The organism is Luteibacter sp. NPDC104163 (genome assembly GCF_055584245.1).
The window spans coordinates 151,222-168,820 of the sequence record NZ_JBVJMK010000011.1 but is presented as its reverse complement, the minus strand read 5'-3'; the positions used below and the strand labels follow the sequence as shown (position 1 = coordinate 168,820).

The 17,599-nt window shown below is 66.1% G+C and carries 20 protein-coding genes; 9 read left to right on the top strand and 11 right to left on the bottom strand.

The annotated features are described in order from the left end of the window. Window positions 1-164: 164 nt before the first annotated feature. Window positions 165-3,392, bottom strand: coding sequence for a protease pro-enzyme activation domain-containing protein (locus ACZ6YI_RS14810; protein ID WP_465779327.1), 3,228 nt, complete (start codon window positions 3,390-3,392; stop codon window positions 165-167). A gap of 211 nt (window positions 3,393-3,603) precedes the next feature. Then, a complete protein-coding gene (locus tag ACZ6YI_RS14805; RefSeq protein WP_465779326.1) occupies window positions 3,604-4,353 on the bottom strand; it encodes a helix-turn-helix domain-containing protein in 750 nt (249 codons plus the stop codon). A 147-nt stretch (window positions 4,354-4,500) separates the two neighbouring features. On the opposite strand from ACZ6YI_RS14805, the gene ACZ6YI_RS14800 reads away from it, so the two are divergent. Continuing rightward, window positions 4,501-4,890, top strand: a complete 390-nt coding sequence (locus ACZ6YI_RS14800) for a VOC family protein (protein WP_465779325.1) — start codon at window positions 4,501-4,503, stop codon at window positions 4,888-4,890. A 10-nt stretch (window positions 4,891-4,900) separates the two neighbouring features. Then, complete coding sequence (locus tag ACZ6YI_RS14795) at window positions 4,901-5,848, top strand: D-2-hydroxyacid dehydrogenase family protein (protein ID WP_465779324.1); 948 nt, start codon at window positions 4,901-4,903, stop codon at window positions 5,846-5,848. Here ACZ6YI_RS14795 and ACZ6YI_RS14790 read toward each other — a convergent pair. Both ACZ6YI_RS14790 and ACZ6YI_RS14785 read right to left on the bottom strand, forming a co-directional pair. Continuing rightward, window positions 5,838-6,653, bottom strand: a complete 816-nt coding sequence (locus tag ACZ6YI_RS14790; RefSeq protein WP_465779323.1) for a DUF2884 family protein — start codon at window positions 6,651-6,653, stop codon at window positions 5,838-5,840. The two genes, ACZ6YI_RS14795 and ACZ6YI_RS14790, sit on opposite strands and share 11 nt — an antisense overlap. Before the next feature lie 114 nt (window positions 6,654-6,767). Then, window positions 6,768-7,403: a response regulator gene (locus tag ACZ6YI_RS14785; protein WP_440326286.1), complete on the bottom strand. Its 636-nt coding sequence runs from the start codon at window positions 7,401-7,403 to the stop codon at window positions 6,768-6,770. Window positions 7,404-7,617: 214 nt separating this feature from the next. On the opposite strand from ACZ6YI_RS14785, the gene ACZ6YI_RS14780 reads away from it, so the two are divergent. Next, on the top strand, window positions 7,618-7,842 hold the full coding sequence (locus ACZ6YI_RS14780) for a hypothetical protein (protein ID WP_465779322.1): 225 nt from the start codon (window positions 7,618-7,620) through the stop codon (window positions 7,840-7,842). A gap of 43 nt (window positions 7,843-7,885) precedes the next feature. Here the strand turns inward: ACZ6YI_RS14780 and ACZ6YI_RS14775 are convergent, their stop codons facing one another. From ACZ6YI_RS14775 to ACZ6YI_RS14755, 5 genes are all read right to left on the bottom strand, one after another. Then, window positions 7,886-8,320 (bottom strand): PA2169 family four-helix-bundle protein, encoded by a 435-nt coding sequence (locus ACZ6YI_RS14775; RefSeq protein ID WP_440326282.1) that lies wholly within the window; start codon window positions 8,318-8,320, stop codon window positions 7,886-7,888. Between the two features lie 66 nt (window positions 8,321-8,386). Then, entirely contained in the window at window positions 8,387-9,139 is a 753-nt protein-coding gene (locus ACZ6YI_RS14770) for a DUF2884 family protein (protein ID WP_465779321.1), read from the bottom strand. A 59-nt stretch (window positions 9,140-9,198) separates the two neighbouring features. Beyond that, on the bottom strand, window positions 9,199-9,732 hold the full coding sequence (locus tag ACZ6YI_RS14765; protein ID WP_465779320.1) for a hypothetical protein: 534 nt from the start codon (window positions 9,730-9,732) through the stop codon (window positions 9,199-9,201). A 2-nt stretch (window positions 9,733-9,734) separates the two neighbouring features. Next, entirely contained in the window at window positions 9,735-10,259 is a 525-nt protein-coding gene (locus ACZ6YI_RS14760; protein ID WP_440326276.1) for a peroxiredoxin, read from the bottom strand. Window positions 10,260-10,396: 137 nt separating this feature from the next. Next, a complete protein-coding gene (locus ACZ6YI_RS14755; protein WP_465779319.1) occupies window positions 10,397-10,852 on the bottom strand; it encodes a hypothetical protein in 456 nt (151 codons plus the stop codon). 195 nt (window positions 10,853-11,047) lie between these two features. Here ACZ6YI_RS14755 and ACZ6YI_RS14750 point away from each other — a divergent pair, with 195 nt between their 5' ends. Next, window positions 11,048-11,461 carry a universal stress protein gene (locus tag ACZ6YI_RS14750; protein WP_440327786.1) on the top strand — a complete coding sequence of 138 codons (414 nt, stop codon included), beginning with the start codon at window positions 11,048-11,050 and terminating at the stop codon, window positions 11,459-11,461. A 116-nt stretch (window positions 11,462-11,577) separates the two neighbouring features. Then, the gene (locus ACZ6YI_RS14745) at window positions 11,578-12,399 is read left to right on the top strand and encodes a ferritin-like domain-containing protein (RefSeq protein ID WP_465779318.1); all 822 of its coding nucleotides are present in this window, start codon (window positions 11,578-11,580) and stop codon (window positions 12,397-12,399) included. A gap of 114 nt (window positions 12,400-12,513) precedes the next feature. Here ACZ6YI_RS14745 and ACZ6YI_RS14740 read toward each other — a convergent pair whose 3' ends face one another. Further along, on the bottom strand, window positions 12,514-13,230 hold the full coding sequence (locus ACZ6YI_RS14740) for a hypothetical protein (RefSeq protein ID WP_465779317.1): 717 nt from the start codon (window positions 13,228-13,230) through the stop codon (window positions 12,514-12,516). Between the two features lie 110 nt (window positions 13,231-13,340). On the opposite strand from ACZ6YI_RS14740, the gene ACZ6YI_RS14735 reads away from it, so the two are divergent. After that, on the top strand, window positions 13,341-14,597 hold the full coding sequence (locus tag ACZ6YI_RS14735; protein ID WP_465779316.1) for an MFS transporter: 1,257 nt from the start codon (window positions 13,341-13,343) through the stop codon (window positions 14,595-14,597). A 58-nt stretch (window positions 14,598-14,655) separates the two neighbouring features. Next, window positions 14,656-15,957, top strand: a complete 1,302-nt coding sequence (locus ACZ6YI_RS14730) for a thioredoxin family protein (protein ID WP_465779315.1) — start codon at window positions 14,656-14,658, stop codon at window positions 15,955-15,957. An 81-nt stretch (window positions 15,958-16,038) separates the two neighbouring features. Here ACZ6YI_RS14730 and ACZ6YI_RS14725 read toward each other — a convergent pair whose 3' ends face one another. Beyond that, window positions 16,039-16,431 carry a DUF3247 family protein gene (locus ACZ6YI_RS14725; RefSeq protein ID WP_465779314.1) on the bottom strand — a complete coding sequence of 131 codons (393 nt, stop codon included), beginning with the start codon at window positions 16,429-16,431 and terminating at the stop codon, window positions 16,039-16,041. Window positions 16,432-16,456: 25 nt separating this feature from the next. On the opposite strand from ACZ6YI_RS14725, the gene ACZ6YI_RS14720 reads away from it, so the two are divergent. After that, window positions 16,457-17,134: a glutathione S-transferase gene (locus tag ACZ6YI_RS14720; RefSeq protein ID WP_465779329.1), complete on the top strand. Its 678-nt coding sequence runs from the start codon at window positions 16,457-16,459 to the stop codon at window positions 17,132-17,134. Window positions 17,135-17,238: 104 nt separating this feature from the next. Then, window positions 17,239-17,562 carry a hypothetical protein gene (locus tag ACZ6YI_RS14715; RefSeq protein ID WP_440327794.1) on the top strand — a complete coding sequence of 108 codons (324 nt, stop codon included), beginning with the start codon at window positions 17,239-17,241 and terminating at the stop codon, window positions 17,560-17,562. The last annotated feature ends 37 nt before the right edge of the window (window positions 17,563-17,599 follow it).

The window sequence follows — 17,599 nt, the reverse complement described above, 5'->3', positions numbered from 1 at the left end:
GCGCGGCATTTGCTGGCGCCCGAGGGTGTCCGTGGGCGGTTGTTGCCCCCCCTCACGCCCCGCCCCCGTTGTGGTGGTAGCGCGCTTGCGCGCGATAGGTCTGGCAGGATCCTATCGCGCGCAAGCGCGCTCCCACAGGTGTCACACAGGCTGGTTGCTCTGTATCACTTCGTCGCCAGGCGGCGGCCGCCCTGGAAACGATTGGCGGGAACGGTAGCCGTCGCGGTCAGCGCGAGCGGCGCGCCGAAGGCATCCGCCACGTTCGCCGCGGTGAAACTGCCGCCATTGCCCTGCCAGTCGACGATGCGGCCGTTGGCGCCGCGCCACAGGATGTCGGCCACGCCGTCACCATCGTAGTCGCCGATGCCGGCCAGCGACGCGCCCGCGGGGATCGCCTGGCTCTTCTGCCCGGTGACCTGGAAGCCCTGCATCGTCCACCACGTGAGCTGCTTGCCGGCGGCGTCGGTCCAGATCAGGTCGGTGGTGCCGTTGCCGTCCACGTCACCCACGCCCTGGAGCACGGCGCCTGCCGGATGCGCGGGGAGCGCATGCTCGACAAAGCCATCGCGGCGGTCGCTGAGCCACAGGGCCGTGCCGGTCGAATTGCTGCGCGTCCAGACGATATCGGTGTAACCATCGCCATCGACATCGGCAAGGACGGGATGCCCACCCGCGATGCCCTGGCGCGGCCACGACTGGCCGGTCACGATGATGTCGTTCTGCGTCACCGGATCGAGGTCGAGCGCCCACCAGACGATCTGCGAGGTCGCGGTGTCGTACCAGACCAGCTTCTGCACGCCACTGTCGTCATGCACGCCCACGCCGAGCAGCGTCCAGCTCGCGGGGATGTCCTTGTTCACGACAAAGGTGAAGTAGCCGCCCGTGCCGGTGGAGACCCACACGTTGAGCTTGTGGTTGGCGTCCATCAGCAACAGTTCGCCCGACTTCAGCGAGAGCGCGTCGAGCCCCGGCACCACATCGCCATAGCCGACGACCGTGAGGGACGGGTCGATGGCCTGGGCCTGGTCGTACAGGCTGACCGCGCCCTTCATCGACACCGAGTGGAGCATGCCGCCGTCGACATAAGCGAAGTCGCTGTAACCGTCGTTGCTGAAGAGGTTGTTCAACGACAGGAAGTCCGCCGACGCCGCGTAGCTACGCTTCGCCGGTGCACTCCACTTCTTCACCGCGTCCGCGAGGTTGTTGGCGTTGATGGACCCAAGGCCGGTTGCCATGCTGTAGCCGACGTTGGCCTTCCAGGCGGGAACCAGCGTGTGGGTCGTGGTATCGCCACCCTCGACGATGCCGACGATGTTGTTGAGCTTGTTGCCGGTGTCGCAGTTGATCGAGCCCGTACCGCACGGCTGGACGATGTCACCCTCGATCACGTTGTTGAACACGCACGACGAGGCAATGGTGTTGCCATTGTTCGCGTTGCAGGCGGTGATCACCGCCTTGTTCGGCGAACCGACCGTGCCGTACTGCCGCGCGGCGATTCCGTAGAACGCGTTCAGCGGGTTACCGATGCGCTCACCGTTTGCCTGGTTGAGCAGCGCCTGCACGCCCGCCATCGCCGGGGCGGCGAACGACGTGCCGCCCGCGGAGTTCGCGAACACCGAGTCAGGATCCCGGAAATCGCACGCGGTACCGCCGTTGTCGGTATCCGACATGCAGAACACCAGGGCATGGCCATAGAGGCCATTCGCCGAGAACAGCGAGATATCCGGCAGCGTGCGCGACGTGTGGTTAGTCGAGCCATGGATGCCGATCTGCGCCTCCGGCTGGGTGAACAGCGTGCTCGGGCCACCGCCCGCGCCACCCACCTGCAGGAAGTCCTGGCCGCGGCCCTGGTCGTCATTACACGCGGTGATGCCGTCCTTGTAGCCGAGCAAGGTGTACAGGTGGCTGCTGGCGCAGCTGTTGTTCCAGGTCATCTCCGGGATATAGGTCACGGCCGACTGGTACTTCGGCAGGTTGGTCGAGGTCCAGTACGTCGACTGCTTGCCCAGGTCGTTGAAGTCGGTGCCACCAATGGCCACCGCTGACGTGGATGCAGCAAGGCCGTTCACGGCTGCGCCGCTCTGCGACCAGAACAGCGCACCCTGGTCGCACTGGGTCGAGCCGCCGTCACCCGACGACACGTACACGCTGACGCCCTGCGCCGCTGCCGACGACCAGATGATGTCGGCGAGGTAGGCGTCGGAGGCATCGGCGCTTTCGCAGGCGCCGTAGCTGAGGCTGAAGATCGGCGGCGGCAGGTCCGTCGTCGTATCGAGCAGGCGGATCGCTGCGATGAACGGCCCGAAACTCGCGCCGCTGTCCGCGCACGAAGCGAGCACCACGTCCGCATCAGGCGCAGCAGCGCCCGCCCATTCCGCGTCCAGCGCGGCTTCGCCCTCATCCCCGTTCAGGCCCGGGTCCGCGCACGGCGAGCCCTGGCTTCCGGAGGGGTGGACGATCGAGAAGGTGCCGGCGGCATTGTTCGGCAGGAACGCTGCACGGAAGTGCGCCACATCGTCCTCCTTCACATTGGTGCGCTCGAGCACGACCACGCTCTGGCCCGCGCCACGCACCGGCGTCTCCCGCTGCCACAGCGGGTTCACGTTGTAGATGGTGTTGAAGTCGGCCGGCACCATGTCGTACGAGGTGGCGGTATTGATCGTACCGGGCGGCACGGTGAAGGTCGGGTTGTCGGTAGCCGCGGTGGTGAACTTGCCGCGCTTGCTGTCGAGGCGGGCCTTGGCGATGGGCGTGTGCTGCGGCACCGGGAAGAAGTTGTGCAGGGACACGCCCTGCACCAGCGGCGCCACGGCGGCCGGTACGCGTGCATCCGTGGTGTTGGCGAAGCGCTGGCCGCCGTCGGACTGGTAGCTGTGGATGTCGGTCGCGAAGGCTTTGGACACGGCGGCGGCGCTGCCGGACAAGGTCATCGTCATGCGGTCCTGCGACACGCTATCGACGGTTAGTCCCTGGCCCTGGAGCCACGTACGCAGGGCCTGGATGTCCTGCGTCGATGGCCCGAAGCGCTCACCGATCTGCTTGCCGGTCAGCCACTGGTGGAAATCAGGCGATGCGGGGTTGGTCTGACGCGCGAGCAACGCGCGAAATGCCTTTTCGTGGTCGTCATCGCGCTTGAGTGTCAGCGTGATGTCGGTGATGGGCTGGCTGGCCGGCACGCTGCCGGCGTCCTTCGCGGCCAACGCCTGGCGCGGGCGCGAACCGACGAGCGTGGCGGTGCTTGCACCGCTGACGGCTGAAGTGAGGCGCGGGGTGGCTGGCTTCGCCAGTGTTTTCACCGAGGCGCTGAAATCGGCCGCGGTGGTCGGTAACGACAGGACGCAGCCTGCCGTCAGGCTCGCGAACGCGAGCCATGCTGAAAACCTGCAAGACATGCAACGGACTCCCTACGGGCTAAGTGAAGGATCTGGATCTCCACCGAGCTCCCTGCTCCCCATCCGGGCAACCCCTTGGCGCATGCCTGGCGTCAGAGTGATCAGCTCCGCAAACTTACGCCGCATCTCGCCGGGGCGGTTTGATGCGGGTCTCATTTGGCCGTCTAAATACGTTCAGCTTGGTGAACGACGCCATCGCAGATTCATGCGATCACGAGACACTGTCAGCGCGCGTCATACCCAGGCGCCTGCGCCACGCACCGGGCGGTACGCCAACCATGCGCGTGAACACACGAGTGAAATGACTCTGTTCCGAGAATCCGCAGCTCAGCGCCACTTCGGTAAGGGACACGCCGGGCGCGGACAGCAATGCCTGCGCGCGTTCCACGCGACGGCGCAGTATCCATTGCCGCGGCGAGATCCCTTGTGTCACACGGAATGCGCGCGTGAAATGACCGGCCGACATCCCTACGAGGGCGGCGACTTCAGCGGAGGTGAACGCGGTATCGAGTCGCTCCTCCATCCAGGCGAGCACGCGCTCGCTTTGCCATGGCGCCAGCCCGCCGGGGATGCGCCATGCGGGACCCCGGGCTTGCCCCGGGGCGTGCGCGGCACGCAGCGCAAGTGCCACTTCCGCGAATACCGTGCCGGCAAAGTCACGCTGATCGGCGAGGCGGGCGAGCAAGGCACACAGTGTCGCCACTGGCGGCCGGCCGACACCGACGTCACCTGTCTCGTGTTCGCGGATGAGGATGCCCCACTCGGCGTCGCCAGCACCGTACGCGACAAGCATCGGCGCTCTTCCCGTCGTACCGGGATAATCAAGCACGTCGAGCGCCCGGCGCTCACTCAGCGTATCGATCGTCTTCTGCAGGAACACGTCGGAACGGCATGATGCCGAGATGCCCAGGGGATCCACGAGGAACCCGAGCCCCGGCGGATGGGATGCTACGGAGTGCACTACACTTCTCTACTTTCTGCCCGACTTCCATCGTCGCCGGGCGCCGGGGCTGCAACAAGGGACCTGGCGTTGCAAATCGGGAAACAGAGTTTCCCCCTGCGCGGGATTGCACATGCGGAACACATCGTCACACTAGGAATCCTTCCCATGCCTTCACTCGGTGCCATCGCCTTCCTCGTCCACGACTATGACGAAGCCATCGCGTTCTTTACCCAGGCCCTGCGCTTCGAGTTGATCGAAGACACCCCGCAGGGTGACGGCAAGCGCTGGGTCACCGTAGCGCCGCGGGGCTCGCACGGCACGCGGCTGTTGCTGGCCAGGGCTGTGAATGACGAGCAACGCGCCCATGTCGGCAACCAGGGCGGTGGCCGCGTCTTCCTGTTCCTGGAAACGGACGACTTTGCCGGCGACCACGCGCATATGCTCGCGCAGGGCGTTACGTTCCGCGAGGAGCCGCGCCACGAGGTTTACGGTAGCGTCGTGGTGTTTGAAGACCTGTACGGGAACGGCTGGGACCTGATCCAGCCGAAGCGCTGAGGACGACGCCATGGCCGATCGCCTGCGCATCGCTGTCCTGGACGATTACCAGCACGTGGCTCGCTCCAGCGCCGACTGGGCGCCGCTTGATGCCCTCGCCGATGTGGTTGTCTTCCACGACCATGTGGCTGAGGAAGCCGCGCTGTCGCGCCGCCTCGCACCGTTCGACGTTGTCTGCGTCATGCGCGAACGCACGCCCATGACGGCCTCGCTGATGGCCTTGTTGCCCCGTTTGCGGCTGATTGCGTCAACGGGCAAGGCAAACGCTTCCATCGACGTCGATGCCGCCGCCGCGCACGGCATCGAGGTGGTGCACACGAACTACGCGTCCACGCCGACGATCGAGTTCACTTGGGCCGCCATCCTCGGCCTGGCCCGGAACCTCGCCAACGAGACCGCAGCGGTTCGCGCCGACGGCTGGCAGCAGGGCATGGGCGTTGAATTGCACGGAAAGACGCTCGGCCTGCTCGGCCTGGGGCGGATCGGTGCGGCCGTGGCCCGGATTGGCCAGGCATTCGGCATGCATGTGATTGCATGGAGCCAGAACCTGACCGATGAGCACGCGGCGGGGCATGGCGTGGAGCGCGTCACGAAGGAGGCGCTGTTCGCGCGCGCGGATTTCCTGAGTATCCACGTCCGGCTCAGCGAGCGCACCGAGGGGCTGGTGGGCCGTGACGAACTGGCAGCCATGAAGCCGACGGCACGCCTGGTGAATACCTCGCGCGGCCCCATCGTTGACGAGGCCGCGCTGGTCGATGCCCTGGTCTCGAAGCGTATCGCCGGCGCGGCGATCGATGTGTACGACCCCGAGCCACTCGCGCCTGACCATCCGTTCCGGCGCCTCCCCAATGTGCTGGCGACACCGCATATCGGCTACGTCAGCGAGGAGATGTACCGTACCTTCTACGGCGACACCGTGCGCAACGTCGTCGAATGGATCGGCAAGGTCAGTCCATAGCGACCTTCTTGCCTTCCTTGCTGCTGTCCTTCGGCTTGATCGTCATCAGTTCCAGCGGCTTGCCATCGGGCAGGCGGATCGACCAGCCCTGCTGGAGATCGGCCAGCTCATTGACGCGCGGGCAGATGCCATTCGCACGCGCCTCCAGGTCCTTCGAACGCTTGTCCATTTCCTGGTTGAGGCTCTTGTCCAGCGCGTCGGCACGCGCGGTCAGCGCGGCGACCTTCGTGCTGTCACCCGACAACGCCGCGGACACCGCGCTGGAGGTGACCGACCCGACCAGCTCGCCCACGGAGTCGGACACCGAACCGGCCACCGTCTCGGTCATGCGATCCGATGACCAGTGGCCGCTGCCCACGCCCTCGTCGATCTCCTTCAGCGCCTGCGCCTGCTTGCGCTTCAGCTTGGCCAGCATCGCGTCGCGCTGGGCCGGCTCGGCGAAGGTCATGGTCACGGTGGTCATGGCGTCGAAGCCAATCCCGACCCCGCGTCGCGAAATCTCGGCGATCTCGGGCATGAGCTTGCGCACGCCGTCTTCATAGCGCCGCAGCGATTCGGCATCGCGCGCCGAGACCGCGACGTCGCGGCCGTCGACCTTGAGCGCGCCATCATGCAGGAAGACCCGGGCCGGCGTGCCCTCGGTGCGGTGGAAGCTAAGGCCCGCGGGGGTCACGTCCACGTCGTAGGGCGTGGAATAGTCGTGCTTGCAGGTATCGGTGTTGAAGCTGAAACCGTTGGCCGCGGCGGTGCCGGCGCTGAACGCGAGGGCGGCGGCGAGGCCGGTGGTGGCAAGCAGGTGACGCATGGTCCTTCTCCCCAAGGGTGGTCGCCGGCTCAGATGCGCGCGGCCCACGCTTGGTTTAAGCCCAGCCGGGCCGGGTTGCATGGGCGATTGGTCACGCCCTGACTTCCGGCAGGGTCAGGAGGCCAGCCCACGCTCCCGTGCGTACTCGGACAGGCGGCTGTCGTGGTCGATCCCCAGCTTGCGCATCGCATCGCGCTTCTGCCGGCTCACCGTCTTGACGCTGCGGCTCAGCCGGTCAGCGATCTGGGTGATCGACAGGCCGCTGACATACAGCCGGACCACCTCGATCTCACGCGCTGAAAGGCGCGAATCCGGACGCGGGTCTTCGACGCAAGCCTCGTCGAACTGCTGGCGGATGGTATCGCTGATGAACGAACGGCCGGCCACCGCGAGGCGTACCGCGATGGCGACTTCGCGCAGCGGCGCACGCTTGTCACACAGGCAGTTCGCACCGCGCGTGCGCATGGTCTGCAGTACCGCGGTGTTGTTGACCATGGTCAAGATTACGATGGGCAGCCGTGGATAGCGCCGGCGAATCGTGTCCAGCAAGAGCAGGCCATCGCCATGCCGCCCTCCCGGCATGGAGAAGTCGGTGACGATGACATCGCACGGCCGCGTCGCGAGGAGTTCGAGGAGCTGGTCGCCGTTCGCGGCCTCGCCAACCACCTGGATGTCGACAGCCTCGAGCGCCGCGCGCGTACCCATGAGGACGACGGGATGATCGTCGGCGATGATCGTTCGCAGAAGCATGGATTCGGCTGCCCTCCGTGAGCCCAATGCGTGAAGACCGCGGAGATTAGCGTAATCGCATCAAGCGCACGGAAATCCTGCCGCGAATGCATGTTCTGCCTCGTAGCACACTACGAAATACCTCAAATATTCGGCGCATTTTTCAGACTGGTCTGATTCCTTCAGACATCTCGCGCGCGTCATGCTGCCCGGCATTCTTCTACGGAACATGCGCATGAACGAGCCAACCTGCATCGACTACCACATCGCCAGCGTGGGCAACGCATGGGGCATTTTTCGCGACGGCACGCAGATCGGCGTCCGCGAGGACGCTGCGGACGCGATCGCGTTCGCCAACTTCTTCGCGGATAGGGAAACGCTGATCGCGCAGTTACCGGTGCGGGTGACGGCGGATGTGTTCCTGCACAGGGCGATGCGGGAGTGGCGGGTCGCTGCGTAGGGGCTATCGCGCGCAAGCGCGCTCCCACAGGAAAGCACTGGGCTTAGCGGCCGGTGGCGCCGCTTAGGTTGGTCATGTCGAGGTGGAGCAGGCGCAGGCGGGCGATGTGCCGGCCGATGACCGCGCGGTCGCTGGACGAGGCCTCCATGCGGAGGAATACATCGAGCAGGCGGCGCTCCATGTGCTCAAGGGTGCGGATGTAGGTGACATCCGGATCGCTGGAGAGCTTGACCGAGGCTTCCATCATGGTGCGGCGGACCCCGCTCATTGGGCCGCCGGCCCGGGCCGGGCGCCCGCCGGTGGCTTCGACCGACGCCTGTAGCTCGCCCGCGATCGACGTGAGCGAGTCGGCGGATTCGACCAGGATGGCTTTCAGCCCCGGCTCGCGTACACCGCGGGCGGCTTGCTGATACAGGTCCCGATCCGCGATGACTCGGCGGATAAGGCCATTCACAACACGGTTCGAACTGCGTTCCATGGGGGAAACGTTAGCGCTGCCGGACTTAGCGGGTCCTAAACGGCGGCAAACGCGGTTATGCGCCGGTCATCCTCCGGTTTCCAGGAGGAGTAGGGGCCTGCCCGAGGCGTCATGCAGCCCGGATTGAAGTTCACCCAACTGGCGCACTTGCGGGCACAGGGCCTGGACCCTTGGCCGCAGGGCCGTGGTGACCTTGGCGGCCACGCGCGCCTGGGCGCCGGTCGACACCGCGGCAACCCGGTCACGCAGGTCCGCCGCGCCCTGCAGGTCTCCGTTCATGGCGAGCTGCATCGCCTCGCCGCCGACGTCTTGGGTCAGGACCGGCATGATGTCGGAGACGATCTCCTGGGCGTATTCGCGCATGGCGTCTTCCTGCCAGTCACGCGTGCTCTGGCTGGCGGCGATCCGGCGCTTGATCTCGGCGACGCGGGCGTTGAGGACCCGATCGAGTTCACCGCTGGAGGCGGCACCGGGCGCCGCCGTGGCGGCCTCGGAGCGAACGGCTCGCGCGGCGATATCGACGCCATCGCTGGCGATGGCCTTCACCTTCGGCAGCAGCGTTCGCACGTTGCTTTCGAAAAGGGATACCCGGTCCTGCTCATCGGGCCGGAGGGAGACCGTCCGGCCGTCGGTCACCAGCCCGCCATCGTGCATGCGCACGTTCCGCGGGGCGACGTCGGCCCGGTCGAAGGAGAGGCCCTCCGGACGGACCGTGAGGTCGTAGCTGCTGGCGAGGTTGCAGGTGGTGCCCAGGTCCTGGGCAGCCGCGCCGCCCGCGAAGCAGGCGGCGACGGCCAGGACAAACAAACGTGAGGTCATCGGCGGTCCGGGTCGAAAGCCCCTCGATAGCGCCAGGCGGGCGAATGCCCGCTGAACCATCACAGGGGCGTGGCGAACTGCTGGCGCACGCGGAGCGTGCCGAGCGCCCAGGCCAGCCACGCAAGGACCGGCACCGATACAGCCTTGAGCAACACGCCGATCAGCAGGATGTTCCGGTGCTTCATGCCAGCCGCGAGCAGGTCGGCGGGAAGCCCGGCCTGGCCGAGCACCGCGCCGAGCTGTTGCCACTGCCCGAACGCAAGCCAGGCCGTCCACGCCGCCCAGGCCGCGAGCAGCACGGCGATAATGCGCATGGCCGCGCGGCCCTTCTCTCGCCAGCGAAGCGTCGCCAGGGCGACCGCCATGGTGGCGAAGGCGGCCAGCGCGTAACCGACGGACCAGGCCAGGGCGACGTACGGGTTCATGTCGGCAGCGTCGGCCGCCGACATGCCGGCGGCCGCCTGGCCGATGGCGACCGAGGCGTACCCGTTGATGACGAACCCGACGGCGGCCAGCAACATGACCAGCCACACGACGATGCGCCAGGGCGCAAACGGACGGCCCAGTGCGGGCGTCTTTTTAGCTTCGAACACGCTTAGCCGCCCTTGCCCTTGAGCTCAGCGAGGTCGGCAAGGACCTGGCCCGAGTTCTTTTCCGGATCCACGTCCTTGTAAACCTTGGCGATCTTGCCGCTCGGGTCGATCAGGAAGGTTTCCCGGCGGGCGTACTTCACGCCCATCTTGTTGTTGAGGACGTCGTACTTCGTGGCCACGGTGCCGTCGGCGTCGGAAAGCAGCGGGAACGGCACGTGGTACTTGGCGGCGAATTCGCTGTGCGACTTGACGTCATCGAGGCTCACGCCCAGCACTTCGGCGCCGGCCTTGTGCAGCTTGGCGATGTCGTCGCGGAAGGTGCAGACCTCGGTCGTGCAGCCGCCGGTGAAATCCTTCGGGTAGAAGTACAGCACCAGCCACTTGCCCGAATGGGTATCGAGGCTGTGCCACTCGCCCTTCTGGTCCTGCAGCTTGAAGTCGGGCGCCTTGTCGCCGGCGGCGGGGGATGCGGCCCAGGTGGCGAAGGAGACGAGGCAGAGAGCGGTGAGGCTAAGCAGGCGACGCATGGGGACAACCTCTCGAAGTGGATGGCATGAGTGTACTCGCCGCGGGGCGAAGGTTGCCCCCGGGCAAGAAAAAGGGCGCCCGTTGCGGGGCGCCCTCAAGCCAGACCGGGCCAGGCCCGATCTTATTTCGGCCGGCCTTACTTCGAGAGCTTCTCGATCTCGAACTTGCTCAGGTCCACGCCCAGGTTGAAGCCACGACCGGTACCGGTCACGGCCAGGGAGACCTCGCCCTTGGTCATTGCGGCGCTCTCGGCGCTCTTGACCACGCCGGCATTGGCGCCGCCGCTGGCGTACTCGCCGTAGATCTCGCTGATGCCCTTGACGTTGGTGAACTCGCCCTTGCCGCCTTCGATGCTGAACTTGCCGGCGGTGAGGCCGCCGCCGCGGACGTGGATGATCACGTCGGCGCTCTGGCCGTTATCGCAGCGGACGTGGCCGCGGCCGTCGGCCTTCTTGTAGATCGCCGCCCAGCCCGTGGTGCTGAAGGTCATGTGGCACTTGGTCGCCGCTTCCGCCGCGTGCGCCGGCTGGGCCGCGAACGCTCCTGCAGCCGCCAGAGCCAGGACAGCCATACCGGTGATGCGCTTGATCATGTGGATTCTCCGAGTGTTTGGGTGGCAGGAAACTGCGGTGGGAGGATTCTCCGCTCACGAATGTGAAGAAACACGGAGCCCCCGTAGGGGTGTTCAGGAATGAAACGGTTTGGTGGATTCGCCGTGAATCCACTCGCCGACGACGGACGGGCGGCCTAACATCAACCCCAGTCTCAGGAAACAGGGAGCGCCAGCATGCCCAAGCACATCCTCGTCGGGTACGACGGCTCGGAAACCGCGCGCCGTGCCTATCTGTTCGCCCTGGAACTGGGCGCCTGCTCCGGGGCCCGCGTGTCGGTCGTCTCCGTCTACCAGATGGAAAACGGAGCGGACGTCGCCGCCCTGGCGATGGCCGACAGCGGCCGCGACCGGCTGGCGGCCATCCGTGCCGAGCTGGAGGCCCTGAAGACCGCCCCCGGGGTGGCGGTCGACGTGCAGCTGGTCCACGGCAGCCCGGGCGATGCGTTGCTGACCTACGTGGCCCAGCACGGGGCGGACCATATCGTCATCGGCCATACCGAGCGGGGAGCCCTGGCCCGGTGGCTGGTCGGATCCACCTCCACGGATGTCCTGGCCAAGGCCAGGGTGCCGGTCACCGTGGTCCGGTAAGCCCCCCGAAAGCCCGCCCTGATGCACTGCAATAGCCACGCCCGCGTGGCTTTGTCACAATTCGGTCAGACGCCCCCCAGAGGGCGACCTGGATAAGCGATCGAGGAACACCAGCAGTGAGCTACGTTGCCACCTTGCCATGGACGCTCGAGTCATTGGACTTCTCGCAGATTGACGTCGCGAAAGTCCGGGAAAATGAAGACCTGTTTTTCTTGTTGTGCAGTTCGTCGTTCGTTGAAAGCGGTTCGGACCTGTATACCCATAACCTCGTCGACCACTTCGCGGGCGACGACGTCCTCCAGGGGTGGCTACGCGACCACTGGGAGCATGAAGAGCTCCAGCACGGCCGCGCGCTTGCGGCGTACGTGCGCCACGTATGGCCGGAGTTCGACTGGGATACGGGCTTCAGGAACTTCTTCGCGCACTACGGCTCGGTCTGCACCGCCGAGGAACTGGAACCCAACCGCGGGCTCGAGCTCGCGGCGCGCTGTGTCGTGGAAACCGGCACGGCCAGCCTCTACCGCGCGCTCAACGACGTCACGGACGAGCCCGTGTTGCGTGACCTCACCAATCGCATCAAGAGCGACGAGGTCCGCCACTTCAAGCACTTCTACCAGGCGTTCCGCATCTACCGCGAGCGCGACCGCATCAGCCGGTTCAGCACGCTGCGTACCCTGCTGAAGCGGTTGAGCGAGATCAAGAACGAAGACAGCGATATCGCCCTGCGCCACGTGTTCAATACGCGCTATCCAGAGAAGGCGCACGACGACGCCGAGTTCCGCCGCGTGACCACGAAGGCCGAGGGCATGCTCAAGCGGCACATCCCCGCCGAGATGACGGTGAAGATGCTGCTGCGCCCGCTGGATCTGCCGCCGCGGGTGAACAACTTCCTCGAGAAGCCGCTGACGCGCATTACCGAGAGGCTGTTCCTGCACTAAGCCAGGCCCGCGTTTCGTGGGAGTGAGCTTGCGAACGATGGCCCCGCGAAAGGGCATCGTTCGCAAGCTCACTCCCACAATGCGTTGTAGGAGCGCGATTGCGCGCGATGGGCGTTATTTTTTCTTCTTCGGCAGGTCCTGCCACTTCGCCGGGTCGAAACCGCCGGTCTCGAACGTCAGCGTGGTCTCGCCACGCGACACGGTCACCACGTCGATCGTCAGGCGCTTCGTCTTCGCCAGGTCCTTCAGGAACTGCGCGTCGTTACGGAACAGCAGCGCCGGTTCGCCGGTCGGCGGGCGGAACGCCTTGATCACCTTCGGCTTGCCATCGAACGTGGCCTTCAGCGAGCAATCGCCCTTGCACACGAAGCCCTTGCCGGCGACGGCATAGAGGAACACGCTCTGCCCCCAGTCGGTATGCCGGCGCAGGATCAGGCGCACCTGCTCTTCGCCCGTGGGCCGTGACGACTGGATCGTGGCCGTGCTCTGCGTGCCACCCTGCATGGGCGATACCTGGTAGAGCCACAGCGCGGTGAGCCGGTTCTTCTCGCTCGTCTCCTTGAACGCCTGCTCCATCGGGCCGAGGGTCTTCTTCACCTCTGCGGCTGCCGGCGAATCCGGATACTTGTCGACGATCTCGTGGCCGATCTGCACCGCGGGGCCATCGTTGTGCAGCTTCAGCAACTGCTGGTAGATCTCCAGCTTCTTCGCAGCCTCGGCGTTGGTATCGTTCGCGGCCGCCTGCGCGGGCTGCGTGGCTTGCTGATCCGGTTGCTGCGAACAGGCGCTGGCCAGCGCGGAAAAGGCGATAAGGGTAGCGATGCGGCGCATGATCTTGCGTTTCCCGGCATGAAAGGCCGTAGCTTCGCGCGCGAACGACGCCACTGGCAAGGCGGGCGGCAAAACGGGCGTAAAATCGACGGACGCCCCAAGGACGCCCCATGTCGTCGAACGCCGCCGAGACCTCCCTCCTTCGCTACCCCGCGTTTATCCAGTTCTGGTTCGCCAAGAACGCCTCCAGCTTCGGCTTCCAGATGATGTCGGTGGCCGTGGGCTGGCAGATCTATTCGATCACCGGCCGCGCGTTCGACCTTGGCCTGATCGGCCTGGTGCAGTTCGTGCCCTCGGTGCTCCTGGCACTCCCGGCCGGCCACGTCGCCGACCAGTTCGACCGCCGGCGCATCGTCCGCGCCTGCCAGGCCGTCGAATGGCTGGGCATCGCGCTCCTCGCCGCCTTTAGCCTTAGCGGGCATATCAATGAAGAGGGGATCCTCGCCCTGGTCTTCGTGGTGGGCATCGCCAAGGCCTTCGAATTCCCCGCGATGCAATCGATGCTGCCGGCCCTGGTGCCGCTCTCGATCCTGCCCCGCGCCACCGCCTCCAGCGCCGCCGCGGGCCAGGCGGCCATGATCGCTGGCCCCGCCCTCGGTGGCCTGCTCTACGTCGCCGGACCGGCGGTCGTCTACGGCGTATCCGCCCTGCTCTACCTCGGCGCCCTCGCTTTCATGTCTCGGCTGCGCTACGACCACGCGCCGCCGCGGCGCGAGCCGGCGACCCTAAAGACCCTGTTCGCCGGCGTCCATTTCATCCGCAGCCGCCCGGCGGTCCTCGGCGTGATCTCGCTCGACCTGTTCGCCGTGCTGCTGGGCGGCGCGACAGCCCTGCTGCCGATTTTCGCGAAGGACATCCTGCATACCGGGCCCTGGGGCCTTGGCCTGCTGCGTGCGGCCCCGGCGGTGGGCGCCCTGCTCATGTCGATCTGGCTCTCGTCTCACAGCCTAAAGCGTCGCGTCGGGCCGATCATGTTCGCCTCCGTCGCCGGTTTTGGCGTGGCCACGCTGGTGTTCGCGGTCTCGACCTCGCTGTGGCTGTCCATGGGCGCGCTGTTTGCCCTGGGCGCCTTCGACATGGTGAGCATGGTGATCCGCGGCGCGCTGGTGCAGCTGGATACGCCTGACGACATGCGCGGCCGGGTCAGCGCGGTCAATGCCATCTTCATCAACACCTCCAACCAACTGGGCGAATTCGAGTCCGGCCTGCTCGCCGCCGCCCTGGGCGCCGTCAACGCCACGCTCATCGGCGGCCTTGGCACCCTGGCCGTCGTGGGGCTGTGGATGTGGTGGTTCCCCTCCCTGCGCCACCGCCAGGGCCTCGTCGAGGAGCCCGAGCCGGTCGAGGGCGCCAGCGGCACGATCTGACGCGGGGCAAAAAACGTGCTATCACTTGGACGTCTATACCGCCAAGGGGATGTCCGCCATGAAGCACGTGCTCGCCGCCGCCCTCCTTGCCTCCGTTGCCGCGCCCGCCTGGGCCGCGCACGAAGGCCCCGCCAGCCTGGATGCCGCGCTTGCCCAGGGCAAGCGCGAGCACAAGCCGGTGCTGGTCGATTTCCAGGCGGTGTGGTGTTACTCGTGCTACTTCATGGCCAGCCACGTGCTCAACGGCAAGGAGTGGGACGACCTGTCGAAGAAGGTCATCTTCTACGAGGCCGATGCCGACAAGCCGGCCGACAAGGCCTGGATGCAGAAATGGACGGTGCATTTCCTGCCCACCTATGTCGCGATCGGGCCTGACGGGGAAGAGCTCGGCCGCATCCTGGCCGAGCGCCCGCGCGAGACCTTCTACCCGGAGATCAACGGCATCCTCTCCGGCGACGCAAAGCTTTCGAAGCTGAAAGCCGATGCCGCCAAGGGGTCGATGGCCGCGGTCGCCGAGGTGCTCGAGACCTATAACCTGCGCTATGCCGGCAGCGAGGGCATGGCCTGGTTCGATACGCTCCCGCCGATGGTCCGCAACGTATCCGACAAGGACAAGCGCGTCGCCGTGGCGAAACAGCGCCTGCTGCTCCTACAGGCGAAGGACAAGAAGGACGACGCGGGTATTCGTGATGCGGCGACGAAACTGCTGGCCAGCGATATCGGTTGCGACCGCGCGTACGTGCTCGATGACCTGATTGGCGCCACCGAGGGGCAGCCGGAGGATGCGCGCAAAGCCCTGCTAAGTCCGCAGAAGGCACCGTATACGAGCTTCCTTGCGACGCAGGTATTCACGCAGACCCCGAAGTGCGCCGACCAGCGCAGTTCCGTGCTCACCGGTGCAGACCTGGACGCCGCGCTGGGTGATACAGCCGGCGAGCAGGCCGTGTTGAAGCAAGGCATCGACGCCAGCCGCGCGACCCTGCATGGCGACCTGAAGAGCGACCGCAATGCGGCGGATAACCTGCGCGTGTACCTCGCGCGGTCCAGGGCCGGCGAGGAGCTCGATACGCTGGAGAAGCAGCTGATCGCGGCGTATCCGGATGACTACGTCTACAACTACCGGTACGGCCGGCGCCTGGTTGAAGGCGGCAAGGCGGCTGAGGGTCTACCGTATCTCGAGGCAGCGGCGAAGAAGGCTTACGGCGCGAACACGATTTCTGTCGCGACGTATCGCGTGAAGGCCTTGCGCGAGCTCAAGCGCGATGACGAGGCGAAGAAGCTGGTGGCACAGACCGTCGCAGCGCAGGGCAAGGCGTTCCCGGAGCAGACGAAGAAGTTGCAGGAGTCGTTGAAGTCGTGACGTAGCGGCACCCCCGATCGCGCGCAAGCGCGCTCCCACAGGTTGGGTGTGGGAGCGCGCTTGCGCGCGATGGCCGTGCGATCAGGTCTGGGACGTCCCGTAAACCACGCTATCCAGGTGTTCGACACGCGCAATGGTGTCGAGCGAGACCGTGGCCGACCACGACGGCCGGTCGTTGTCGATCAGCTTCACCACACCATTCACGCCTTCGACGCCATCGGCATCCACGAAGTTCTGCACGGTGGGCACGACGGTGACGATGCCTTCGACTTTCGAACCATCATGCAGGTGCAGGCGCACTTTCGCGTTATCGGGCAGGTCTTTCACCAGCGCCTGCAGGCGCGCGATGGAACCCTGGTCGGTGTGGACGGTGTCGGCTTCGCGGCCCATGGCCTTGCTCCGGTAGAGGAATGCCCGCCACGCTACTCCGGCCGTGTCGATGGCATGTCGACGCGGCGCGCTGGTACGCTGCATGCCCTTTGACGCACCGGGCGGAGCCATGATCGTTGTCCACCACCTGAACAACTCGCGCTCCCAGCGCATCCTCTGGCTGCTGGAGGAGCTGGGCCTGCCGTACGAGCTGGTGCGCTACGAGCGCGACCCGAAGACGATGCTGGCGCCCAAGGCGCTGCGCGACATCCACCCGCTCGGCAAATCCCCGGTCGTCGTCGATGGCGACCTGGTGCTCGCGGAATCCGGTGCCATCATCGAATACCTCGTGGATCGCTACGGCAACGGCCACCTGAAGCCCGCGCCAGGCACGGCCGACAGCCTGCGCTTCACCTACTTCCTGCATTACGCGGAAGGCTCGGCGATGCCGCCGCTCCTGCTGAAGCTGGTGTTCCAGCGGATGGAGACCGCGCCCGTGCCGTTCTTCGCCAAACCCATCGCACGCATGCTCGCGCGCGGCGCGCAGAGGGCCTTCGTCGACCCGCAGCTGAAAACCCACCTGGATTACCTGGAAGGGGAAATCGGCAAGACCGGCTGGTTCGCCGGGACCGAATTCAGCGCCGCGGACATCCAGATGAGTTTCCCGGTCGAGGCCGCGTCGGCCCGTGCCGGCCTCGATGAGTCGCGCCCCCATCTGTGGAACTGGCTGCGGAAAATCCATGCCCGCCCGGCCTACCAGGCGGCCCTTGCCCGTGGCGGTGAGTACGCCCTCGCGACCCCGCGCTGACGCTGAATCGCCGTTCAATCAGGTGGCTGGGTGTTTACACCGCGATCACGGAGGGGATCGCAAAGTCGTTACCCAATCGTTACGCCCGCAGAGGGAGCTATCCGATGAGCAGAAATCGCGAGTTTGCGCGCCAGGTCGAGAGCGCCGTCAACGGTGTGTCGGGTCGCGTCCGCCATTACGGCGATGAAGCCTACGACACCGGACGCGATTTGCTGGACCGCACCCGCCGTGTCACCAACAAGATCGCGAGCCGCAGGAACAACCAGAAGCTTCGCTACATGGCGGAAGATTTCGCCGATGAGGCCACTTACCAGTACCGCCGCCTGCGCAAGCAGGTGCGCCGCAACCCGGCCATCACCATCGGCATCGCCGCGGCGGCTATCGGTACGTTCCTGCTGATCCGTCACGCGCTGCGCGACGACGATTGAACCTGTCGCTAGGGACAGGGGAAGGCCGGGAGCGATC